Genomic DNA, 19,583 nt, shown 5'->3' on the forward strand with positions numbered 1-19,583 from the left:
CCTCGGGTGTCACCCGTAGGACGTGGTGTCGGCGGCGGGGTCCGGTGGTGGTGGCGTGGCACGATCGCGGGATGCAGTACCGGTACGCCACCGAGGCCGACGCGCCCGCCATGGCCGAGCTCTTCGCCGCCAACCACCACGACGCGCTGACGGAACGGCAGCGGGCGGAGCAGGGGTTCGTGCAGGGTCGCTTCGACGTCGGCGCGCTGCGGGCGATGGCCGGTGCGCGGGAGTTGCTGGTCGCGGACGACGGGGGCCGGGTCGCCGGGCTGCTCGCACTGTCGGATCCCACGGCCCTGGCCGACCCGTCGCCGCCGGTCGCGGGCCTGCTCCGGGCGCAGGGGGCGCTGGAGTGGCAGGAGCGTCCGCTGGCCCAGGCGCGGTGGCTGCTCTACGGGCCGGTGGTGGTCGCCGCCGCGTACCGGGGGCGTGGTGTGGCCCGGGCGCTGTTCACGATGGCCGTGGCGGCGGCCTCGGAGCGCGCCGAAGCCGTGGTCGCCTTCATCGAGGCCGGGAACGTTCCGTCCTGGAAGGTGCACGTCGACGGCTTCGGCATGGTTCCGCTGGGCGACTTCGTCGCGGGTGGACGTACGTACAGCGCGGTCGCCGCGCCGACGCACTAGCCGGTCGGGCCCCGGTCAGCCCACGCGCTCCAGGATCACCAGGGGGATCTCGCGGGGTCGGGCCGCGGCGCGGTCGTCGTCGAACGGGGGCCACAGGGCCGTCATCATCTCCCAGTACACCTCCCGCTCCTGGGGCGTGGCGGTACGTGCCAGTGCCGTGAAGGTGGCGGAGCCGACCTGGAGGCGCACCTCCGGGTGGGCGGTGAGGTTCCGGTACCAGTGGGGGTGGTCCGGGGCGCCGTAGGCGGAGGCCAGGACGATGTGGCGGCCGGCGTCCTCGCAGTAGATCAGCGGGGTGCGGACGGCGCGGTCGGTCGCGCGGTCGAGCGTGCTCAGCAGGAGGGTGGGAACCCCGTGCCAGAGGTGCCCGTCGGCCCCCGCGGTGCTCACGTAGGCGCGTACGTGGTCGAGCCGTGGGCCGGGCCGCGGGTCGGTGGGGTGGTCCCAGTCGACATCGAGTGCGTGCATTTTCCTGTCCTTAGGGTCGTGTCCCCCTTGCGGCTAACGAGCATTAACGATTCTGGATGCGCCCGACCTGTAGCGCATGCCCACAGGTCTGGACCAGCTCGTCGTATGGATCTGGAGCTGAGGCACCTCAAGATCGTCAGGGCCGTCGCCGTCGCCGTCGCCGGGAGCCTGACGCGGGCCGCCACCGCGCTCGGCCTCGCGCAGCCCGCGCTCAGTACGCAGCTCAAACGCATCGAGCGGGCACTGGGCGGGACGCTGTTCCTGCGCGGGCGCGACGGCGTACGGACCACCGCGCTCGGTGAGCTGGTGCTGGAACGGGCCAGGGTGCTGCTGCGTTGCGGCCGGCCGCGCCGTCGCCTGCGGCGTAGCGCGTGGCGGGCGGATGCGGCGCCGTTGCGGGGGCGCTGCCCCCGAGCCCCCGCGCCTCGAATGCCGGCGGGGCCGGGGTGTGGGGGCGCCCCCGGCGGGGCCGGGGGCGGTTGCGGCAGTCCTCGAGTGCGTGCCGTCGCTACGGCAGGTAGCGCTCGATGACCTGCGGGCCCTCCTTCTCCATCAGCTGACGGGCCTTTTCGATCCGCTCCGGAGTCGGGTCGTGGCCGGTCACCATCACGAGGTCCTCGGGGTCGTACGGTCGCTCGCCGCCCGTGAAGAGCCGGTCCGACCGTGTGGGCTGCTCGTCGGGTTCACTGACCATCGCGTACCTCCTACGGTTTTCCCCTGGCCCCATACTCCGGCCGCCGCCCCATGAACGCACCTCGACCGCGCGTGGGCCGCCGAACGTCCCCGCGCTCTGGCAGCGGGGGTAGCGGTGTAGCGGTGTAACGGGTGCGGCCGACGCGTACGCGCGGACCGGTGCCGTGACTGCCAAGGGGGGAGTCACGGCACCTCCGGGTGCGCGCGGGTCAGACGAGGACCGCCGCCAGCGTGCCGAGCGCACCGAAGACGGTGAGCAGCGCGCAGATCGACAGGTTCACGACCCGGTGCTCCCAGAAGATCGCGACGAACTCGCGGATGGTGGCGCTCGGCCAGTAGTACTTCGCGGTGGGGGAGCCCAGCACCTGCCCGTTGACGCCGGTCTTGCGGGCCAGCATCGCCGCCCGGAACGCGTGGAAGTTGTTGGTGACCACCACGCACCGGTAGGCCGGGTCGTGGGCCGTCATGATGTCCCGGCTGAAGAGCATGTTCTCCTCGGTCGTGGTCGAGCGGTCCTCCAGCACGACGTGCGGCTCGGGCACGCCCTGCGCGATCAGCCAGTCAGCCATCGCCCGGGCCTCGGAGACCTTCTCGTCCGAGCCCTTGCCGCCCGAGACGAGGAGCACCGGCGGCCGACCGCCGCGGGCCAGCTGGGCCTCGTAGATCTGCTGCCCCTTGCACAGGCGGGAGGCCAGCAGGGGCGGCACGCGGTCGCCGCCGACCAGGCCCGAGCCGAGCATGACCACGTGGTCGACGTCGCCGCGCACCTTGATCCGCCCGTAGAGGAAGGCGTAGCCGAGGAAGCAGAAGAAGACGAAGGAGACGTAGCCGGCGACGACGGTGAGCGTTCCGGCGATCCCGCCGAGGAGCGGGGAGCCGACCACGCCGACGAGGACCAGCAGCGCGATCAACGCGAAGATGGTGAGGCCCGCGAGCATCGACAGCAGGTTGGCCGGACGGAAGCCCTCCTTGCGGATCATGACCATGCCGTTGCGGACGAGGAAGATGCCCAGGGCCAGGGTGGCGAACGCCGGTGAGGCGAAGGCGATCACGACGACCGTGACGGCCGCCCAGGTGGGCAGCTTGCCGACCTGGAGGAACAGCGCGGAGAACGCGCTGAGGAAGGTCAGTCCCAGGAGCACGGCGTTGCTGAACCGGCGCCGGTCCTGCCGGACGCTTACGCAGAACGCGAGGAAGAGCAGGGCGGCGAGGGCGAAGGCGACCATGCCGACCATCGTAGATGTCCGATCTACCGAAGATCGCGGGCGGTTCGGCGCACCGAACGCCCGGCCAGCACGTCCGTCCGGCGCCCGTCGCGCATGACGAAACGCCCGTCGATCAGCACGTGCGGGACACCGGTCGGCAGCACGCGGGGCCGCTCGTACGTCGACCCGGCCGCGACCGTGTCCGGGGCGAACAGCACGAGGTCGGCGCGGTACCCCACGCGGACCAGGCCACGGTCGGGCAGCCGCAGGCGCGCGGCGGGCCGGCCGGCCAGATGGGCCACGCACTCCTCCAGGGAGAGCAGGCCGAGTTCGCGGACGTAGTGGCCGAGGTAATGGGGGAAGGTGCCGTAGGCGCGCGGGTGCGGTTTCGCGCCCTGGAGGATGCCGTCGGAGCCACCGGTGTGGACGCGGTGGCGCATGATCGCCCGGACGTTCTCCTCGTCCCCGACGTGCTGGAGGATCGTCGGCGCGAGCCGGTCCTCCAGCAGGAGCCGGCGGGCGGTCTCCCAGCCGTCCAGGCGCCTGCCGACGTACGCGCCGTGGGCGGGGTCCGCGGTGCCCGAGATCTCGATCGTCGACCAGTCGACCGGGACGCCGTGACAGCCGTCGGCGCCCTCGACCTCCAGCGCGTGGCGGATCCGCTCGGCCTGGGCGTCGTCCCGCAGTCGGGCCAGGACCGCCTCCGGGCCGCCCTCGTTCGCCCAGCTCGGGAGCAGTGCGACGAGGGTGGTGCAGCCGGGGGTGTACGGGTAGCTGTCGAGGGTGATGTCGGCGCCCTCGGCCAGGGCCGCGTCGAGCAGGGCGAGCAACTCGGGGGCCCGGCCCCGGTTCTCGCCGAAGTTCATGGTGGCGTGCGCGAGGTGCAGGGCGCAGCCGGCCTCCCGGGCGAGGGCGACCATCTCGGCGTAGGCGGCCAGGGCGCCGTGGCCGTAACTACGGTGGTGCGGGCAGTAGTAGCCGCCGTACCGGGCCACGACCCGGCACAGCTCGGTCAGTTCGGACCCGGTGGCGTACATGCCGGGGGTGTAGGTGAGGCCGGAGGACAGGCCGACGGCGCCCTGGGCGAGGCCCTCGGCGACGAGCCGCCGCATCCGGGCCAGCTCGGCCCCCGTCGCGGGCCGGTCCGCCCAGCCGAGGGCGTACGCGCGGACCGTGCCCTGGGGGACCAGGTAGGCGGCGTTGACCGCGATGCCCTCACCGCCGAAGCCGCGGTCCAGCCGGTCGAGGTACTCGCCGACCGTGCGCCAGTCGAAGTCGATGTCGTCGCCGGGGCCGTTCCAGCCGGCGATGGCGGCCCGCACCTCGCCGAGGGTGCGGTCGTCGACGGGCGCGTACGACAGACCGTCCTGGCCGAGGACTTCGAGGGTCACGCCCTGCGCGGCCTTCGCGCCGTGGTCCGGGTCGCGGAGCAGCGCGAGGTCGCTGTGGGCGTGCATGTCCACGAAACCCGGGGCGAGGGCGAGGCCGTGCGCGTCGAGGGTGCGGCGCCCGCCGCCCGGGAGCCGGCCGATCTCGGCGATCCGGCCCTCGTGGATCCCGACGTCGGCGGTGTACGAGGGCCCGCCCGTGCCGTCGACGACGCGGGCCCCCCGGATGACCAGGTCCACCGGCCGGTGCCTAGAAGAAGGTGCGCACGTAGTCGGTGACGGTGCCGTCGGCCTCCACGACCGGGATCAGCGGCCACTTCTCGAAGATCGTGCAGGGGTGGGACATGCCGAGCGCCACCCAGTCGCCCACCCGCACGTCCTCGGCCGAGTCGGTCTCCAGCCAGGCGTGCTGGTCGGACAGTTTGACCACGCGGACGCCGGCGGCGGGGCGCTCCTCGCCGGTGAGGGCGTCGCGGACCAGCTCGGCCTCGGGCAGGCCCAGGTCGTAGGCGATGTCGCGCTTGCCCGCGTTGACGAAGGCCTGTGTGGGGGAGGGGCGGGAGACGACCTGGGTCCACAGCCGGAACGCGGGGCGCAGGCCGCCCTCCTCCGGATGCCGGTTGAAGGGGGTCAGCCGGGTGTACCAGCCGTGGTCGTGGGAGACGTACGCGCCGGAGCGCAGCAACTTGAGGACGGGGCGGGAGAGCTCCGGGAGCTCGGCGAACACGTCGGCGACCGCGTCGAACCAGGCCGAGCCGCCGGCGCTGACGACGATCTCGTCGAGGTCCGCGGAGAACCGGCCCGCCTTGTCGAACTCCACGGCGAGCGCGGTGAGCCGGCGCAGGTACGCGTGGACGGAGTCGGGGTCGGCGCCCGGCACCTCGGCCTCGTAGCCGGCGACGCCGACCAGGCGCAGGGTGGTGGTGGCGGCGACGGCGTCGGCGACGGCGCGGCAGTCCTCGTCGGTACGGGCCCCGGTACGGGCGCCCTCGCCGGCGCCGAGCTCGACGACGACGTCGATGCGGGCGCCCGGGGTCCGGCCCTGGAGGGCGCGGTCCATGAGCTCGACCCCGCGCACGGAGTCGACGTAGCAGACGAAGTGGAAGCCGGGGTCGGTGGCGAGCTCGTCGGCGACCCAGCGCAGGGCGGCGGGATCGACGAGCTCGTTGGCGAGGAAGATCCGCTCGATGCCGAAGGCGCGGTAGACGCGGGCCTGGTGGGGGACGGCGGCGGTGATGCCCCACGCGCCGTACTCCAGCTGGCGCTGGAAGAGCTGGGGGGACATGCAGGTCTTGCCGTGCGGGGCGAAGGCCAGGTCGTGCCGGGCGGCGTAGGCGCCGAGCGCGGCGAGGTTGTGCTCCAGCGCGTCCGCGTCGAGGGTCAGGACGGGGGTGGTGAAGCCGCCGGTGTACAGATCCCGGCGCTCGGCGGCGAGCCGGCCGACGGTGAGGCCGTGCGTCTGGGCGTCCGGGGGGAGGCCCTTGAACCGGTGGTCGACCGGTTCGTCGGCAAGGTCCTTGACGGGGTCGCTGTCGCTGGCCATGCGGGGTGCCTCCCGGGGTTGCGCGTTGTGCAACGGTCGTTGCGTATACCACTGCACGCTGTCTAACATCCCGGGTGACGGCGGGTCAACGTCGCTCGGTGCGGCGCCGTTCCGGGGGCTCCGCCCCAGACCCCGCGCCTCAAACGCCGGCGAGGCTGGATGTTTCAGCCTCGCCGGCGTTTGAGCAGGGGGCACCTCCCAGCGGTAGCTGGGGGAAGGTCCGGGCGGAGCCCGGGGCGCCGGCGGAGCCGGTGGTCGTCGTGACCGTACGAGAGGACGCGGGATGAGCCAGTCCGTCGAGAGAGCACTCGGCATCCTGCCCCTGCTCGCGCGCGGCCCCGCCACGCTCGGCGAGGTCGCCGACGAGCTCGGCGTGCACAAGAGCACCGCGCTCCGCCTCCTGCGCACCCTGCACGAGCGCGGCTTCGTCTACCGCCGCCCCGACGGCCGCTACCGCCTCGGCGCGCAGCTCTTCGCCCTCGCCGCCGAGGCCATCGAGAACCTGGACGTCCGGGAGATCGCGCACCCCTACCTCGTCGAGCTGAACCGGGCCACCGGCCACACCGTTCACCTCGCCCTCCACCAGGACGACGAGGTCGTGTACGTCGACAAGGTCGACAGCCGCTACCCGGTCCGCATGTACTCCCGCATCGGCAGGCCCGTGCCCCTCACGGTCGCCGCCGTGGCCAAGCTGCTCCTCGCCGACCTGCCCGAGGCCGAGCTCCGAGCCCTCGCCGACCGGATCGAGTACCCCCGCTACACCGCCCGCTCCACCCCGGACGCGGCGGCCTTCCTGCGCGAACTGGACCTCGTACGGGCGCAGGGCTGGGCCACCGATCTCGGTGGGCACGAGGAGTCCATCAACTGCCTCGGGGCGCCCGTGCACGGGCCGGACGGGCGGGTCGTCGCGGCGCTGTCGGTCTCCGCGCCCGGCGTCGTGGTCCCCGCCGAGGGGCTGCTCGAACTGCTGCCGCAGGTGCTGCGTACCGCCGAAGCCATCAGCCAGGACTACTCAGGAACCCAGGAGCGCACGTGAGCGAGAAGATCGCCGTCACGCCCGACACCCACACCACCCCGCCCGCGAAGTTCTCGCACGGCGTGCGGAAGGGGAACATCCTCCAGGTCGCCGGCCAGGTCGGCTTCCTCCCCCACGTCGACGGGCAGCCGCCCACCCCCGCCGGTCCGACCCTGCGCGAGCAGACCCTCCAGACGCTGGAGAACGTCCGTTCCGTTCTGGAGGCCGGCGGTGCGGGCTGGGACGACGTGATGATGATCCGCGTCTACCTCACCGACACCGGGCACTTCGCCGAGATGAACGGCATCTACAACGCCTACTTCGAGGAGCAGGGTCTGAAGGAGGCCCCCGCCGCCCGCACCACCGTGTACGTGGGCCTGCCGGCCGGGCTGCTCATCGAGATCGACGCCCTCGCCGTCCTCGGCTGACGCGAGGTCGCGGCCGGACACGCGGCCCGATGCGCGGCCGGACGCGCGGCCGGACGCGTAGGTGGGGCGCCCCCCTGGCGGTGGGGCGCCCCCTTTCACACGGTCACGTGCCCCACAGGGTCACGGCGTCGCGCAGTACTGGGCTTCCTTGCCGATCGAGCGGTACATGCAGTCCGCGTTCTCCAGCAGCTGGAGCACCGCGTCCTTGTTGCGCGCGGTCTCGCGGTCGATGACCTCGTCCGGCGGGTAGAAACCGCCGCCGCCGCTCTCCGGGTACATCTCGAAGGTGTAGGAGAAGATCTTCTGGTCGCCCCACAGCCAGTCGTCGATCGTCCCGTCCGTGATGTACAGGTCGCTCGACTGCTCCGGCGTGTAGCCGTTGCTGGCCGCCATGCTGGTGCCGATCTTCTTGTAGACGGCGAGGTCGTCGGCGGTCAGGCCCGGGGCGGTGTCGTTGTAGGTGTAGCCGAAGGGCCACAGGACGAGCTCGCTGTAGGTGTGGAAGTCGATGCCGGCCTTGATCTGCTGCTTGCCGCCGACGATCCGGCTGCGGACGAAGTCGGCGACGACCTTGACCTCGGGCGCCGACTCGCCGGCCGCGCCCCGGTAGGTCTCGGAGCTCTTGCTGCTGCTGGAGCCGCCGCAGCAGCCGAACTTGTAGTTCCAGTTGCGGTTCTCGTCCGTGCCGACGTAGGAGGAGCCGGCGTTCGGCTGCCGGTTCTTGCGCCAGGAGCGGTAGGAGCCGGTGGCGATGTCGTACTCGCCGCCGTCCGGGTTGAGGTCCGGGATGATCCAGATCTCGCGGCCGTTGACCGCGCCCGCGACCCGGGAGTCGCTGCCGTACTTGGAGGTGAACTCCTTGAGCAGGTACAGGGACATCTCGACGGTCAGGTGCTCGCGCGCGTGCTGGTGTGCGGTGAAGAGCACCTCGGGCTCGGCCTCGTCCGTCGCGACGTTGTCGCTGATCTTGATGGCGATGAGGTCCCGGCCCTGGTGCGACTTTCCGATCACCCGCTTGCTCACGATCGCGGGGTACTGCGCGACGATCTGGTTGATCTCCGCCGTCGCCTCGGCGTAGTTGTGGTACTTCGAGTCCGCCGAGGGGAAGTCCATCGGGCTCGCCGCGATGCCGGGCAGCGAGCGGTCCGGGGGGCCGGGCAGGGCCGTCAGCCGGTAGCCGAGCTCCTTGAGCTTCTTCGCCTGCATGGTGTCGGCGCTGACCACGACGGTGTGGTCGTCCACCTCGTCGATCGAGACGCCCGTGCGGAGCAGGGCGGTGCGGTCGGCGGCGGTGGAGGGGCCGTGGATCCGGTACTGGACGATCGCCTCGTCCTGGGTGGCGGTGGAAGGGGTGGGTGGAGGGGAAGCCGTCGCGCTCATGCCGTAGGCGGGTGCGCCCAGCGCGAGCGCCAGCAGGGCCGCCGTGAGGGCGGCCCTTCGGCGGGTATGGAGCCGCATGCGTTCTCCTGGGTAGGGAGTGTGGGGGTAGCCGTGCGGACGCGCACAGCGTGCTCTCGTGGCATGTCCCGGTCAAGGACACGCTGTGCAGGCCGTACCGATCCGGCCACCCCCAGACGTACCGCCTACGGGAGCCCGTGGACCTTGGGACCCACCGAGTTCGACCAAGCACTACCCGCCTTGGCGTCCCAGTTGGTCGACCAGGTCATCGCACCTCGCAGCCCCGGGTAGGTCTTCGACGGCTTGAAGGAGCCGCAGTTCGTCCCCCGGGCCAGGCAGTCCAGGGCGTTGTTGACGACGGTCGGGGACACGTAGCCGCTGCCGGCGCCGCTGGGCGAGGCCGGGACACCGATGCCCACCTGCGAGGGATCGAGGCCGCCCTCCAGCTGGATGCAGGCGAGCGCGGTGAGGAAGTCGACCGAGCCCTGGGAGTAGACCTTGCCGTCGCAGCCGTTCATCGAGCCGCTGTTGTAGTACTGCATGTTGACGACGGTGAGGATGTCCTTGATGTTCAGCGCCGTCTTGAAGTAGCCGCCCTGTGTGGACTGCATGTCGATCGTCTGCGGGGCCATGGTGATGACGAGCGAGGAGCCGACCTTTGACGACAGCGAGCGCAGGGCCTGCGTCATGTAGGTGGGGTTCAGGCCGTTCTCGAGGTCGATGTCGATGCCGGTGAACCCGTACTCCTGCATCAGGGCGTACGCGGAGTTCGCGAGGTTGTTCGCGGAGGTCGAGTCGTTGACCGAGATGGTCCCCTTCTCGCCGCCGATCGAGAGGATGACCGACTTGCCGGCCGCCTTCTTCGCGGCGATGTCGGCCTTGAACCGGTCGACCGTGTAGCCGCCGAGGCCGGCCGAGTCGAGGTTGAAGGTGATGGCGCCGGGCGTGGTGGTGGCGTCGGCGAAGGAGACGGCGATGATGTCGTACTGCGCCGAGACGTCGGAGATCTTCTGGACCGTCGCGCCGTTGTCGAAGTTCTGCCAGTAGCCGGTCAGGGCGTGCTTGGGGACGCCCGGGCCGGGGCCCGGACCCGGGTCGGTGCCGGTGGTGGTGCCGGTCACCGGGGCGGACTTCGGGCCCTCGCCCGCCGCGTTGTACGCGCTCACCTGGAAGGAGTACGAGGTCGAGGCCGTGAGCCCGGTGATCTGGGTGGAGGCGGCGCCGCCGGTCACGGTTCTGACGCGGACGCCGTCCTGATACACGTAATAGCCGGTGGCCGAGCCGACCGCGTTCCACGAAAGGGTGAGGGCGTTCGCGCTCTGGCCGGAAACGGCCGCCCCGGCCGGGGCCCCGGGGACCGACGGGCCGGGGTCGGTGCCGCCTCCGCCGTCCGGACCGAAGACGCTGAACTCGTCGACGACGTAGGCCGGCTGGCCGTACCAGCCGTGCGTGTAGACGGTGACCTGGGTGGTGCCGGGGCCGGTGGTGAAGGTGGTGGAGAGCTTCTGCCAGCCGGAGCCAGACCCGGGCGTCCAGGTGGAGACGTCCTGGGTGCCGGTCCCGGTCGCGCCGAGATAGACGTAGCTGCCCTGGACCTGCGTGCTCAGCGTGTACGTCGAGTTCGGCTTGACCGTGACGGTCTGGCTGCAGCGGGCATTGTCCTGGCCCGCCGGGGTGGCCTTCAGGGCGCCGGATCCGGCGTAGACGGGCGAGGAGACGGAGGCGCCGGTTCCGCCGGTGCAGGACCAGTTGGCCAGACCCGACTCGAAGCCGCCGTTGCGGGCGACGTTCACGTCGGCGGCCTGTGCGGTACCGGCGGCGAGGGCGGACAGGGCGCCCGCGGTCAGGGTGACGGCGATGGGGAGGGCGAGGGAGCGTATCCGGTTCACGTGGGCTCCGGTGGGGGGAGGAAGAGGGGTGTGGGAAGAGGCGGACCGAGTGGGGTGGGTCCGACTCAAGGCGTTGGCTGCCAAGTTGGTCCAGACCAATCCCCGTGTCAAGGGTCTTCGCGATGTGGCTTGAAATGGCCCGCTATGCGATCCCTGTTGTCCGGGTTTCCGCCACCTGTGACACGTGCTGGTAGCACGGGAATCTTCAAGGCCCTGCCCCGCCAGGGGCGACGCGGATATGGTGCTGGAGCAAGGGGGAGCGGGTCGATCGGATGCGGTCGCGCAGTGTGGGCGCGGACGCGGGAAGTCCGTGACGACTCCGCGTCGAGTCCGCGTCAGGTCCGTGTCGAGCGCGCGTCGGGCACGTGAAGTGGCCGCGGCGTAAGGGGCGTACGGGATGTACGTGGGGGAACGGGGGAATGCGCGTGCCGACCGCCATCGCTGTCACCAGCGCCGATCTGGTACTTCCGGCCCCTGACCGGCACACGCCCGGGGCCGCCTTGCTGCACCCGCCCGAGCAGCTCGACCTGGAGGCCGCGCTCGCCGAGACGGGCGCCCTGCTGGAGCGGCACGGCCACCTCGTGGCCCTCGTACCGCCGTGGCTCCCGCGCTCCACCGTCCAGCGGCTGCACACCGTACGCGCCATCCTGGAAACCGACCGGATCGCGCTCCTCGGCATCGATCTGCCGCCGCTGGGAACGGCTCTGCTGGCACGTCAGCTGCGCCAGCTCAGCGTGTGCGACTTCAGCCCCGGAATCATCGCGTCCGCGGCCCGGCTGCTGTCCCACTACATCTACGCGGGCGCCCTGTTGGGCTCGGTCGCCAAACTCGACCGGGTCCGGGTGCCGGTCGGCCTCGGGGCGCACGCCAGGTCCTGGTCGCCGAGCGCGCAGTTCGCCGTCATGGCCCACCCGAAACCGCACCTGGCGAAGCTGAGCGGGGGCTCCCAGGGCGCGCACGGCCCCCGCAGCGGGGTGCTGCCGGCCGGGCCCGAGTTCGCCACGCACCTCACCTTCGCCCGCGGCCAGCTCACCTCCGACTGGGTCACGGCCGAACTGGCCCCCGCCTGGCAGGTCCAGGGCGTCCTGGAGAACCCGCTGCCGGCCTCGTCCCCCGGCTGGTGGGGCACTCCGAAACTCGTCGAGTTCGCCGCCGGCATCCCGGACCTGTCCGTGCTCTACCAGCTGGTCGCCTCGGTCCGCCGGGAGGAGTGCCGCTGGTGCGGCCTCGAACTCATCGGCGACCGCTGCGGCTTCTGCGCGGCGCCGCTCACCGCACCGCCGCCGCCCGCGCCCGCGAGCACCGCCCGTTCCAGACCCTGATCACTCGAACGCACGAATGAATGAAGAACGGCGAGGTAGGTAAGGCCCATGAACTCACGCCAGCGCCGCGGCGTCATCCTGCTGCTCCTGTCGGTCCTGTGCGCACTGGGGGCCTTCGCCGGAGTCCTCGTGGTGATCGGCGACGTCAACTCCAAGGTCGGCGCCGAGGTCGTCGCCTACCGGGCCAAGGGCGACATAGCCCCGTACAGCCCGCTGTCCGCCGGGCAGTTCGAGGAGGTCAGGATCCCCGAGCGGTGGCTGTCCGACACCGCCGTCTCCGACCTCGGCACACTCAAGGACAAGATCGCGCTCACCACGCTGAAGAAGGGCTCGCTGCTCCAGGCGGACATGTTCGTCGACCGGCCGCAGCTGCAGCCCGGTGAGCAGGAGATCGCCATCATGATCGACGCGGCCACGGGTGTGGCCGGCAAGATCACCTCCGGCGCCAAGGTCAACATCCTCGCCACCTTCAAGGGCGCCAAGGACACCGACCCCTCGCGGTCGGTGATCATCGTCGCCAACGCCCGGGTCCTGGGCGTCGGCAAGCTCACCGCCCTGGACAAGGACAGCGACCGCAAGGGCCCGGCCGAGGCCGTTCCGATCACCTTCGCCCTGAGCACCAAGGACACCCAGCGCGTCGCGTACGCCGAGTCCTTCGCGGAGCACGTACGCCTGGCCCTGGTGGCCCCCGGCACCGATTCGGCGCCCGCCCCGGGCGACCGCACGTACACCCTCGACGGGGACAGGTGAGGCCCGGATGACCACCCGAATCCTCCCCGCGGTCGGCGACCCGGACGCCGCGCGCGCCATCGTGACCCTGCTCAGCCAGCTCCCGGCCGCCGAGCCGGCCGCCCCCGTCCCGGACGCGACCACGCTCCTGGACACCCTCGCCCGGCTGGCCGCCGACTCCATCGACGAACTCCCCGAGGTCGTCCTCGTCCACGAACGGATCGGCCCGGTCCCCGCCCTGGAACTCATCCGGGAGGTCGCCCTGCGCTTCCCGGCGGTGGGCGTCGTCCTGGTCTCCTCGGACGCCGGCCCCGGGCTCTTCTCCGCCGCCATGGACTCGGGCGCGCGCGGCCTGATCGGCCTCCCGCTGTCCTACGAGGAACTGGCCGCCCGCGTCCAGGCCGCCGCCCAGTGGTCCGTGGGCGTACGCCGCCACCTGGGACGGGGCGCCGCCGCCGACGTCTTCACCGGTCCGGGCGGGCGGGTCGTCACCGTCACCGGGGCCAAGGGCGGCGTGGGCACCACCTTCACCGCCGTGCAGTTCGCGCTGGCCGCGGCCGCCTCGGGGCGGCGTACCGCACTGGTCGACCTGGACCTCCAGGCGGGCGACGTGGGCTCGTACCTCGACGTGCAGTTCCGGCGCTCCATCGCCGACCTCGCCGGGATCCAGGACATCTCCCCCCGGGTCCTCCAGGACGCCGTCTACGAGGACGCCTCGGGCCTGGCGCTCCTGCTGGCCCCGGCGGACGGGGAACGCGGCGAGGAGGTCGACGACCGGGCCGCCCGGCACATCGTCGCGGCCCTGCGCAGCCGCTACGAACTCGTCGTCGTCGACTGCGGGACCCAGGTCACCGGGGCGAACGCGGCGGCCGTGGAGATGGCGGACGTGGCGGTGCTGGTCACCACCCCGGACGTGGTCGCGGTCCGGGCGGCGAAGCGGATGGTCCGGATGTGGGAACGGCTCCAGGTGCGCAAGGCGGAGGACACGGCGATGGTCGTGAACCGCTGGAGCAAGCACACGGAGATCCAGCCCGCCCTGATCGAGAAGATCACCAAGACCCGCGCCACCCGCACCCCGGTCCCGGCCGCCTTCAAGGAACTCCAGGCCGTGGTCGACGCGGGCCGCGTCCAGGACCTCGACAACCGCTCGACGGTCAAACAGGCCCTGTGGACCCTGGCGGGCGAACTCGGCCTCCTGTCGACCCCGGACCCCACCCCGACCACCGCCACCACCCCGAGCGCCTCGCTCGCGGTCCGCGCGTCGGGCCCGGTGGCCCGCCTGCGCCGCGGCCGGGAGGGCTGACGGATGCCCGCCCGCAGACCGGGGCGCGGGGACCGGGGCCAGGTGGCGATCGAGTTCGTGGGCACGGTGCCGCTGATCCTGCTGCTGGTGGCGGCGGTGTGGGAGTGCGTACTGATCGGCTACGCCTTCTCCCTGGCGGGCAACGCGGCGGACGAGGCGGCGCGGGCGGGGGCGGTGCACGGGGATGCCGCCTGTATGGCGGCGGCGCGGAAACACATCGGGGAGGCATGGAACATGCCGCCTGCCGAATGCGGCAAGTCGGGCGACATCTACAAGGCGAAGGTCACCCTGGGCATCCCGGTCTTCTTCCCGGGCCTCGACTTCGGCGAGATCGACGGCACCGGCGGCGCCGCGCTGGAGAAGGAGGCCGAGTGACATGAGGCGGCGCATCCGTTCCGACCGGGGCCAAGTGGCCCTGGAGTACATCGGCTTCGTGCCGATCCTGCTGTTCGTCGCGCTGTGCGGGATCCAGCTGGGCTGGGTCGCGTACGTCCACGAGCAGGCGGACACCGCCGCCCGTACGGCGGCGCGCGTGGAGGCCCAGCACCCGGGACGGGGGGAGGCGGCCGGGCACGCCGCCATCCGCGAGGGGCTCCCGGCGACGGTGGTCGTGCCCCCGGGCGGCGACGCGGTGACCGCGACCGTGACCATCCGGATCAACTCGATCATCCCCGGGCTCAAGATCGAGGACGCCAAAGCCACGGCGGTCATGCCCAACGACGACCCGAAGGTGACCGGACCATGAGCCTGCGTTCCCGGGTCAACACCCCCGACGACCGCCACAGCCCGCGCGAGGACGGACGGCTCGTCTCCTCCTACCGCGCCAAGCTGCTGGAGGAGATCGACCTCGCCGAGATGTCCGCGCTCGCGCCCGCCGAGCGCCGGGCGCGCCTGGAGCGCGTACTCGGCCACATCATCAGCCGGGAAGGGCCCGTCCTCTCCACGGTCGAGCGCGCCCAGCTGATCCGCCGCGTCGTCGACGAGGCCCTCGGGCTCGGCGTGCTCGAACCGCTCCTCGAAGACGCCTCGATCTCCGAGATCATGGTCAACGGCCCCGACCACATCTACGTGGAACGCGCCGGCCGGGTCGAACAGCTCCCCATCCGCTTCGCCTCGCACGAGCAGCTGATGCAGACCATCGAGCGCATCGTCTCCACCGTCAACCGGCGTGTGGACGAGGCCAATCCGATGGTCGACGCGCGCCTCCCCAGCGGCGAGCGCGTCAACGTCATCATTCCGCCGCTCTCCCTGACCGGCGCCACCCTCACCATCCGCCGCTTCCCGCGTGCCTTCACCCTGCACGAGATGATCGCGCTCGGCTCGCTCGACGAGCAGATGCTGCTCCTGCTCTCCGGCCTGGTCGCGGCGAAGATGAACGTGATCGTCTCCGGAGCCACCGGCACCGGCAAGACCACCCTCCTCAACGCCCTCTCCGGCCTGATCCCGGAGGGCGAACGCATCATCACCATCGAGGACTCGGCCGAACTCCAGCTCCAGCAGGCCCACGTCATCCGCCTCGAATCCCGTCCCGCGAACGTGGAGGGCAAGGGCCAGATCACCATCCGCGACCTGGTCCGCAACTCCCTGCGCATGCGCCCCGACCGCATCATCGTCGGCGAGGTCCGCGGCGGCGAGACCCTCGACATGCTCCAGGCGATGTCCACCGGCCACGACGGCTCCCTGGCCACCGTCCACGCCAACAGTTCCTCGGACGCCCTGATGCGCCTGCAGACCCTCGCCTCCATGTCGGAGGTCGAGATCCCCTTCGAAGCCCTACAGGACCAGATCAACAGCGCGGTGAACGTCATCGTCCAGCTCACCCGCTTCGGCGACGGCTCGCGCCGCATCACCGAGATCTCCGTCCTCGAATCGCACGGCCGCGAGCCCTTCCGGATCACCACGGTCTGCCGCTTCGGGGCCCAGCCGATGGGGGCGGACGGCCGCGTCCGCGGCTACTTCGAGTACTACCCACTGCCCCGCCGGATCGCCGAACGCCTCTACATGAACAACCAGCCCATCCCGCAGGCCTTCGGCGTCGCGCCGGAAGACCCCCTGACCGCCCGCATCACCCGGACCGCCCTGTGAACCCACTCGTCCTCGCCACCCTCGGCGCCACGCTGCTCGCCTGCGTACTGGTCGTCGCCGGCCTCCAGGCGTACATGGCCGGCCGCGCCCAGCGCGCCGCCCTCATCGAACGCCTCTCGGCGAGCGGTGTCCCAGAGCCCGCCGGCCGGCGCCGCCGCTTCCCGTCGGTCGACCGGCGGCTGCGCAAGACGAAGCTCGGCCGCCGGATCGAGCTGAAGCTGGCGACCACCGGCCTGGACCTCACCCCCGGCGAGTTCTTCGTCTACATGCTGGGCTCGATCGCGGGGGTCTGGCTCATCGCCTCCTCCCTCCTCGCACCGTTCTTCGGCCCGGTGGCGGGCGCCATCGGCATCTGGGCGGCGAACGCCTTCCTCAACTGGCAACGGGCGCGCCGTACGGAACGGTTCATCAACCAACTCCCGGACCTGGCCCGCATCCTCGCCAACGCCACCCAGGCCGGACTGGCGCTGCGCACGGCCATCGGTATCGCCGCCGAGGAGCTGGAGGCACCGGCCGGCGAGGAACTGGCGCGCGTCGCCGACCGCCTCGCGGTCGGCCATTCGATCGACGACTCCCTCGGCGAACTCACCGAGCGCCTGCCCTCCCGCGAACTAGTCGTCCTCGTCTCCACGCTCGTCCTCTCCGCCCGCGCGGGCGGCGCGATCGTCGACAGCCTGCGCAACCTCACGGTGACGCTGGAGCAGCGCAAGGAGACCCGCAGGGAGATCCGTACCCAGCTGTCCCAGGTGACGGTGACGGCGTACCTGGTCCCCGCCATCGGCCTCGGGTCCCTGCTGCTGGTCGACCTGATGATGCCGGGCGCCCTGGACCGGATGACGGGCGCGTTCATCGGCCAGACGGCGGTACTCATCGCCCTCGGTCTCTTCGCCCTGGGGTTCATCCTCATCCGCCGCCTGTCGAAGATCGACGTGTGAGGGGGCGGACGGGACGATGATCGGACTCCTTCTCGCACTGGCCGTGGCCCTGTCGGTCCTCGGCGCGTTCCACGGCATCCGCCTCTACCGCGCGGACGTGAAGCTGCCCACGGACCTCGCGCTCGCCCTGGAGGTCGGTGCCACCCGTACGACGGCGGTCGGCTCCCTGGTGGACCGGATGGGCATCCGCTGGGCCCCGGCGGTGCTGCGCCTGATGGGGCCGGCGCGGGTGGCCCGCAAGCGCCGCCAGATCGACATGGCGGGCAACCCGGCCGGCCTCACGATCGACCGCTACGCGGCCCGGCGGGCGGTGTACGGGGCCCTGGGCGCCCTCGGCGCCTTCTCAATGCTGATCAACGGGCAGCTGGTCGCCGCACTCCTCATGGTGGCCTTCGGACTCTTCTGGATCGAGGCCGGCCTGTGGTCGGCGATCCGGGTCCGCCGCGACCACATCGAGCGGACCTTGCCGGACTTCCTGGACGTGCTCGCGGTCGTCGTCAGCGCCGGGCTGGGCTTCCGGCAGGCGCTGGAACGGGTGGCGGACAAGTACGAAGGCCCCTGGGCCGACGAAATCCGCATCACACTGCAGCAGATGAACATGGGCGTCAGCCGCCGCCAGGCCTTCGACGAGTTGCGACGGCGCAACGACAGCGAACAGGTCGCGCAGTTCGTGACGGCCCTCCAGCAGGGCGAGGAGCTCGGCTCGCCGATCGTCGAGACCCTGATCGCGATCGCCGAGGACATGCGCCGCACCGATACCCAGAACGCCCGCCGCCGCGCGGCCCGGGCCGTCCCGAAGGCTACGTTCGCGGTGACCATGTTCATGCTCCCCGGCACGCTGATCCTGCTGGTCTGCGGCTTCGTCTACGGCGCGAACGTAGACTTCGGCGCGCTCTTCGGGGGTGGCTGAGCGATGGCGCGGCTGAGCGTGCTCATCGCCGACGGCAACCCGGTCATCAGGGCGGGCCTGGCGGCCCTGCTTCGCACGGCCGAGGACCTCGACGTCATCGCCCAGGCGGCGGACGGGCGCGAAGCACTGAGCCTGACCCGCCGGCACGCCCCGGACGTGATCCTGCTGGACGTCCGGATGCCGGGGGTGGACGGAATCTCGGCGCTGCCGCACCTGGTGCAGCTGGCTCCCGTACTGATGCTGACGTACAGCAGGGAAGCCGAAATCATCTGCGAGGCACTGTCGTTGGGGGCCGGCGGCTACCTCGTACACGGCGAGTTCACCGCGGACGACCTGCTCCGGGCGGTACGCGACGCCCCACTGGGCCGCCCCCACTTCACCCCGACGGCGGCGAGCGCGCTTCTCGCGGAGCTCCGGTCCTCTTCGCATCCGCAACGAGTTGTGGCACAGTCTTCTGAGCGGATGCACAACTCTGTTGTCTTTGGGCTGAGTTCCCGGGAGGTAGAGATCATGGATCTGATCGCGTCCGGGATGAGCAACCAGCGGATCGCGGCGGCCTGCTTCATCAGCGAGAAGACGGTCAAGAACCACATCAACCGCATCTTCGCGAAGCTCCAGAGCGCCACGCGCAGCGAGGCGATAGCCCGCTGGCTGGGAACCGCCCGTCCAGGAGTGACCGGTCATGGGTAGACGGAGTGCGCAGTGGGTCCGTAATTGGGCCCCGGGACCCTTGGTGACGGCTGGTGACTCGCCGTACCGTCCGCAGATCGACACCGGTACCGGCCCGGGAGGGAACCCCCATGTTGCAGAACACCGTGGCGAGGATGTGCAAGCGGTACGAAGGCAAGGGTGCGAGAGATCGAGGCCAGACGGCATTCGAGTACCTGGGGATCATTCTGGTGGTCGTCGTGATCATCGGTGCGATCATCGGTACCGGCATCGGCCAGGCCATTACGACGAAGATCACTGCTGCCGTCGCGAGCATCACGGCAGGAAGGTGACATGGAGCCGATTCGGCGGTGACCGCGGGCAGGCCTTCCCCATTTACGCCGTGGTCGTAGCGGGTCTCCTCTTCGCTGCTCTGGCGTACTTCACCATCGGCAAGGCGGCGATCGTCCGCAGCGATGCGCAGGGAGCTGCGGACGCCGCCGCACTCGCGGCGGCTCGCGAGGCCAGAGACACCCTGGTGCCAGGCCTCGACCTCGCCACCCTCTCGCCGGAGGAGTGGGAACAGGTCCTGCTGGGCAATCGATTCGACCCGTACGGAGATGCCTGTGGGGCCGCGCAGGACTTCGCCGCCATGAACGAGGCGACGGTGACGTGCGAGCGGTCGGGCACCCGGTTCAGCGTCCGGTCGAGGACGAACGGAACGGTGGGGGACTCTGTCGTCCCCGGAACGAGCGGACAGCACGGCGAAGCGGATGCGAGAGCGGAGATCATTCCTCGCTGTCACGTCAAACCTGGGGGGTCGGGGAGCGGCGGCTCGGCGCCGACACCAGCACCGGAGCCGCCCGGTCCGATCAAGTTCTCCTGCACCAAGGGGCTCGTCGTGGACTACGACCCCGCCCGACCGCGCGCGTGGCGTTCGCTGGCTGCGGCTCTGTTCGATATACGCCTGATCGACTGATGACCGAGAGACAAGGAAGCCA

At 71.4% G+C, this 19,583-nt stretch carries 21 protein-coding genes and 1 pseudogene; 15 read left to right on the forward strand and 7 right to left on the reverse strand.

The window, feature by feature from the left end:
* Positions 1-71 precede the first annotated feature (71 nt).
* Positions 72-623, forward strand: coding sequence for a GNAT family N-acetyltransferase (locus tag AB8A24_RS12225; protein ID WP_328961905.1), 552 nt, complete (start codon positions 72-74; stop codon positions 621-623).
* Positions 624-638: 15 nt separating this feature from the next.
* Here the strand turns inward: AB8A24_RS12225 and AB8A24_RS12230 are convergent, their stop codons facing one another.
* Positions 639-1,091 (reverse strand): nitroreductase/quinone reductase family protein, encoded by a 453-nt coding sequence (locus AB8A24_RS12230; RefSeq protein WP_328961904.1) that lies wholly within the window; start codon positions 1,089-1,091, stop codon positions 639-641.
* A 105-nt stretch (positions 1,092-1,196) separates the two neighbouring features.
* Here AB8A24_RS12230 and AB8A24_RS12235 point away from each other — a divergent pair.
* A pseudogene (locus AB8A24_RS12235) lies at positions 1,197-1,424 on the forward strand (LysR family transcriptional regulator); the annotation flags it as partial.
* A 175-nt stretch (positions 1,425-1,599) separates the two neighbouring features.
* Here AB8A24_RS12235 and AB8A24_RS12240 read toward each other — a convergent pair.
* From AB8A24_RS12240 to AB8A24_RS12255, 4 genes are all read right to left on the reverse strand, one after another.
* The gene (locus AB8A24_RS12240; RefSeq protein ID WP_030712263.1) at positions 1,600-1,785 is read right to left on the reverse strand and encodes a hypothetical protein; all 186 of its coding nucleotides are present in this window, start codon (positions 1,783-1,785) and stop codon (positions 1,600-1,602) included.
* Between the two features lie 208 nt (positions 1,786-1,993).
* Positions 1,994-3,010, reverse strand: a complete 1,017-nt coding sequence (locus AB8A24_RS12245) for a YdcF family protein (RefSeq protein WP_369475515.1) — start codon at positions 3,008-3,010, stop codon at positions 1,994-1,996.
* Positions 3,011-3,033: 23 nt separating this feature from the next.
* Positions 3,034-4,617 (reverse strand): amidohydrolase family protein, encoded by a 1,584-nt coding sequence (locus tag AB8A24_RS12250; protein WP_369475516.1) that lies wholly within the window; start codon positions 4,615-4,617, stop codon positions 3,034-3,036.
* A gap of 10 nt (positions 4,618-4,627) precedes the next feature.
* Positions 4,628-5,920 (reverse strand): alanine racemase, encoded by a 1,293-nt coding sequence (locus AB8A24_RS12255; RefSeq protein WP_369475517.1) that lies wholly within the window; start codon positions 5,918-5,920, stop codon positions 4,628-4,630.
* 283 nt (positions 5,921-6,203) lie between these two features.
* On the opposite strand from AB8A24_RS12255, the gene AB8A24_RS12260 reads away from it, so the two are divergent.
* Both AB8A24_RS12260 and AB8A24_RS12265 read left to right on the forward strand, forming a co-directional pair.
* Entirely contained in the window at positions 6,204-6,956 is a 753-nt protein-coding gene (locus AB8A24_RS12260) for an IclR family transcriptional regulator (RefSeq protein ID WP_369475518.1), read from the forward strand.
* A complete protein-coding gene (locus tag AB8A24_RS12265; RefSeq protein WP_030712246.1) occupies positions 6,953-7,363 on the forward strand; it encodes a RidA family protein in 411 nt (136 codons plus the stop codon). Before AB8A24_RS12260 ends, AB8A24_RS12265 begins: the two co-directional genes overlap by 4 nt.
* A 120-nt stretch (positions 7,364-7,483) precedes the next feature.
* Here AB8A24_RS12265 and AB8A24_RS12270 read toward each other — a convergent pair whose 3' ends face one another.
* Both AB8A24_RS12270 and AB8A24_RS12275 read right to left on the reverse strand, forming a co-directional pair.
* Positions 7,484-8,821 carry a M14 family metallopeptidase gene (locus tag AB8A24_RS12270; protein WP_369475519.1) on the reverse strand — a complete coding sequence of 446 codons (1,338 nt, stop codon included), beginning with the start codon at positions 8,819-8,821 and terminating at the stop codon, positions 7,484-7,486.
* A gap of 125 nt (positions 8,822-8,946) precedes the next feature.
* Positions 8,947-10,620 (reverse strand): chitinase, encoded by a 1,674-nt coding sequence (locus AB8A24_RS12275; RefSeq protein ID WP_369475549.1) that lies wholly within the window; start codon positions 10,618-10,620, stop codon positions 8,947-8,949.
* 449 nt (positions 10,621-11,069) lie between these two features.
* Between AB8A24_RS12275 and AB8A24_RS12280 the strand changes: the two genes are divergently transcribed.
* The 11 genes from AB8A24_RS12280 (at position 11,070) to AB8A24_RS12330 (ending at position 19,561) form a co-directional block, all read left to right on the forward strand.
* Positions 11,070-11,972, forward strand: a complete 903-nt coding sequence (locus AB8A24_RS12280; RefSeq protein ID WP_328961897.1) for a hypothetical protein — start codon at positions 11,070-11,072, stop codon at positions 11,970-11,972.
* Between the two features lie 48 nt (positions 11,973-12,020).
* Positions 12,021-12,722 carry a Flp pilus assembly protein CpaB gene (gene cpaB / locus AB8A24_RS12285; protein WP_328961896.1) on the forward strand — a complete coding sequence of 234 codons (702 nt, stop codon included), beginning with the start codon at positions 12,021-12,023 and terminating at the stop codon, positions 12,720-12,722.
* 7 nt (positions 12,723-12,729) lie between these two features.
* Positions 12,730-14,004, forward strand: coding sequence for a CpaE family protein (locus tag AB8A24_RS12290; protein ID WP_369475520.1), 1,275 nt, complete (start codon positions 12,730-12,732; stop codon positions 14,002-14,004).
* A 3-nt stretch (positions 14,005-14,007) separates the two neighbouring features.
* The gene (locus AB8A24_RS12295; RefSeq protein WP_369475521.1) at positions 14,008-14,379 is read left to right on the forward strand and encodes a TadE/TadG family type IV pilus assembly protein; all 372 of its coding nucleotides are present in this window, start codon (positions 14,008-14,010) and stop codon (positions 14,377-14,379) included.
* A 1-nt stretch (position 14,380) separates the two neighbouring features.
* Positions 14,381-14,749: a TadE/TadG family type IV pilus assembly protein gene (locus tag AB8A24_RS12300; RefSeq protein WP_369475522.1), complete on the forward strand. Its 369-nt coding sequence runs from the start codon at positions 14,381-14,383 to the stop codon at positions 14,747-14,749.
* A complete protein-coding gene (locus AB8A24_RS12305) occupies positions 14,746-16,089 on the forward strand; it encodes a CpaF family protein (RefSeq protein WP_301366960.1) in 1,344 nt (447 codons plus the stop codon). The genes AB8A24_RS12300 and AB8A24_RS12305 overlap by 4 nt, the downstream gene beginning before the upstream one ends.
* Positions 16,086-17,024: a type II secretion system F family protein gene (locus AB8A24_RS12310; RefSeq protein WP_369475523.1), complete on the forward strand. Its 939-nt coding sequence runs from the start codon at positions 16,086-16,088 to the stop codon at positions 17,022-17,024. The genes AB8A24_RS12305 and AB8A24_RS12310 overlap by 4 nt, the downstream gene beginning before the upstream one ends.
* 19 nt (positions 17,025-17,043) lie before the next feature.
* Complete coding sequence (locus AB8A24_RS12315; protein ID WP_369475551.1) at positions 17,044-17,934, forward strand: DUF5936 domain-containing protein; 891 nt, start codon at positions 17,044-17,046, stop codon at positions 17,932-17,934.
* Positions 17,935-17,937: 3 nt separating this feature from the next.
* Positions 17,938-18,624: a response regulator gene (locus tag AB8A24_RS12320; RefSeq protein ID WP_369475524.1), complete on the forward strand. Its 687-nt coding sequence runs from the start codon at positions 17,938-17,940 to the stop codon at positions 18,622-18,624.
* 110 nt (positions 18,625-18,734) lie between these two features.
* On the forward strand, positions 18,735-18,935 hold the full coding sequence (locus AB8A24_RS12325) for a hypothetical protein (RefSeq protein WP_369475525.1): 201 nt from the start codon (positions 18,735-18,737) through the stop codon (positions 18,933-18,935).
* Positions 18,932-19,561, forward strand: coding sequence for a pilus assembly protein TadG-related protein (locus tag AB8A24_RS12330; protein ID WP_369475526.1), 630 nt, complete (start codon positions 18,932-18,934; stop codon positions 19,559-19,561). The genes AB8A24_RS12325 and AB8A24_RS12330 overlap by 4 nt, the downstream gene beginning before the upstream one ends.
* Positions 19,562-19,583: the final 22 nt, after the last annotated feature.

It is taken from the genome of Streptomyces sp. BF23-19 (genome assembly GCF_041106355.1).
Lineage (GTDB): Bacteria > Actinomycetota > Actinomycetes > Streptomycetales > Streptomycetaceae > Streptomyces > Streptomyces virginiae_A.

What these genes read in the sequence shown, in the direction of transcription:
- AB8A24_RS12305 (WP_301366960.1), top strand. Translation starts at nt 14,746, where the DNA reads ATGAGCCTGCGTTCCCGGGTCAACACCCCCGACGACCGCCACAGCCCG.
- AB8A24_RS12225 (WP_328961905.1), top strand. Translation starts at nt 72, where the DNA reads ATGCAGTACCGGTACGCCACCGAGGCCGACGCGCCCGCCATGGCCGAG.
- AB8A24_RS12255 (WP_369475517.1), bottom strand. Translation starts at nt 5,920, where the DNA reads ATGGCCAGCGACAGCGACCCCGTCAAGGACCTTGCCGACGAACCGGTC.
- AB8A24_RS12230 (WP_328961904.1), bottom strand. Translation starts at nt 1,091, where the DNA reads ATGCACGCACTCGATGTCGACTGGGACCACCCCACCGACCCGCGGCCC.
- AB8A24_RS12270 (WP_369475519.1), bottom strand. Translation starts at nt 8,821, where the DNA reads ATGCGGCTCCATACCCGCCGAAGGGCCGCCCTCACGGCGGCCCTGCTG.
- AB8A24_RS12290 (WP_369475520.1), top strand. Translation starts at nt 12,730, where the DNA reads ATGACCACCCGAATCCTCCCCGCGGTCGGCGACCCGGACGCCGCGCGC.
- cpaB (WP_328961896.1), top strand. Translation starts at nt 12,021, where the DNA reads ATGAACTCACGCCAGCGCCGCGGCGTCATCCTGCTGCTCCTGTCGGTC.
- AB8A24_RS12300 (WP_369475522.1), top strand. Translation starts at nt 14,381, where the DNA reads ATGAGGCGGCGCATCCGTTCCGACCGGGGCCAAGTGGCCCTGGAGTAC.
- AB8A24_RS12260 (WP_369475518.1), top strand. Translation starts at nt 6,204, where the DNA reads ATGAGCCAGTCCGTCGAGAGAGCACTCGGCATCCTGCCCCTGCTCGCG.
- AB8A24_RS12240 (WP_030712263.1), bottom strand. Translation starts at nt 1,785, where the DNA reads ATGGTCAGTGAACCCGACGAGCAGCCCACACGGTCGGACCGGCTCTTC.
- AB8A24_RS12245 (WP_369475515.1), bottom strand. Translation starts at nt 3,010, where the DNA reads ATGGTCGCCTTCGCCCTCGCCGCCCTGCTCTTCCTCGCGTTCTGCGTA.
- AB8A24_RS12295 (WP_369475521.1), top strand. Translation starts at nt 14,008, where the DNA reads ATGCCCGCCCGCAGACCGGGGCGCGGGGACCGGGGCCAGGTGGCGATC.
- AB8A24_RS12280 (WP_328961897.1), top strand. Translation starts at nt 11,070, where the DNA reads ATGCGCGTGCCGACCGCCATCGCTGTCACCAGCGCCGATCTGGTACTT.
- AB8A24_RS12325 (WP_369475525.1), top strand. Translation starts at nt 18,735, where the DNA reads ATGTTGCAGAACACCGTGGCGAGGATGTGCAAGCGGTACGAAGGCAAG.
- AB8A24_RS12320 (WP_369475524.1), top strand. Translation starts at nt 17,938, where the DNA reads ATGGCGCGGCTGAGCGTGCTCATCGCCGACGGCAACCCGGTCATCAGG.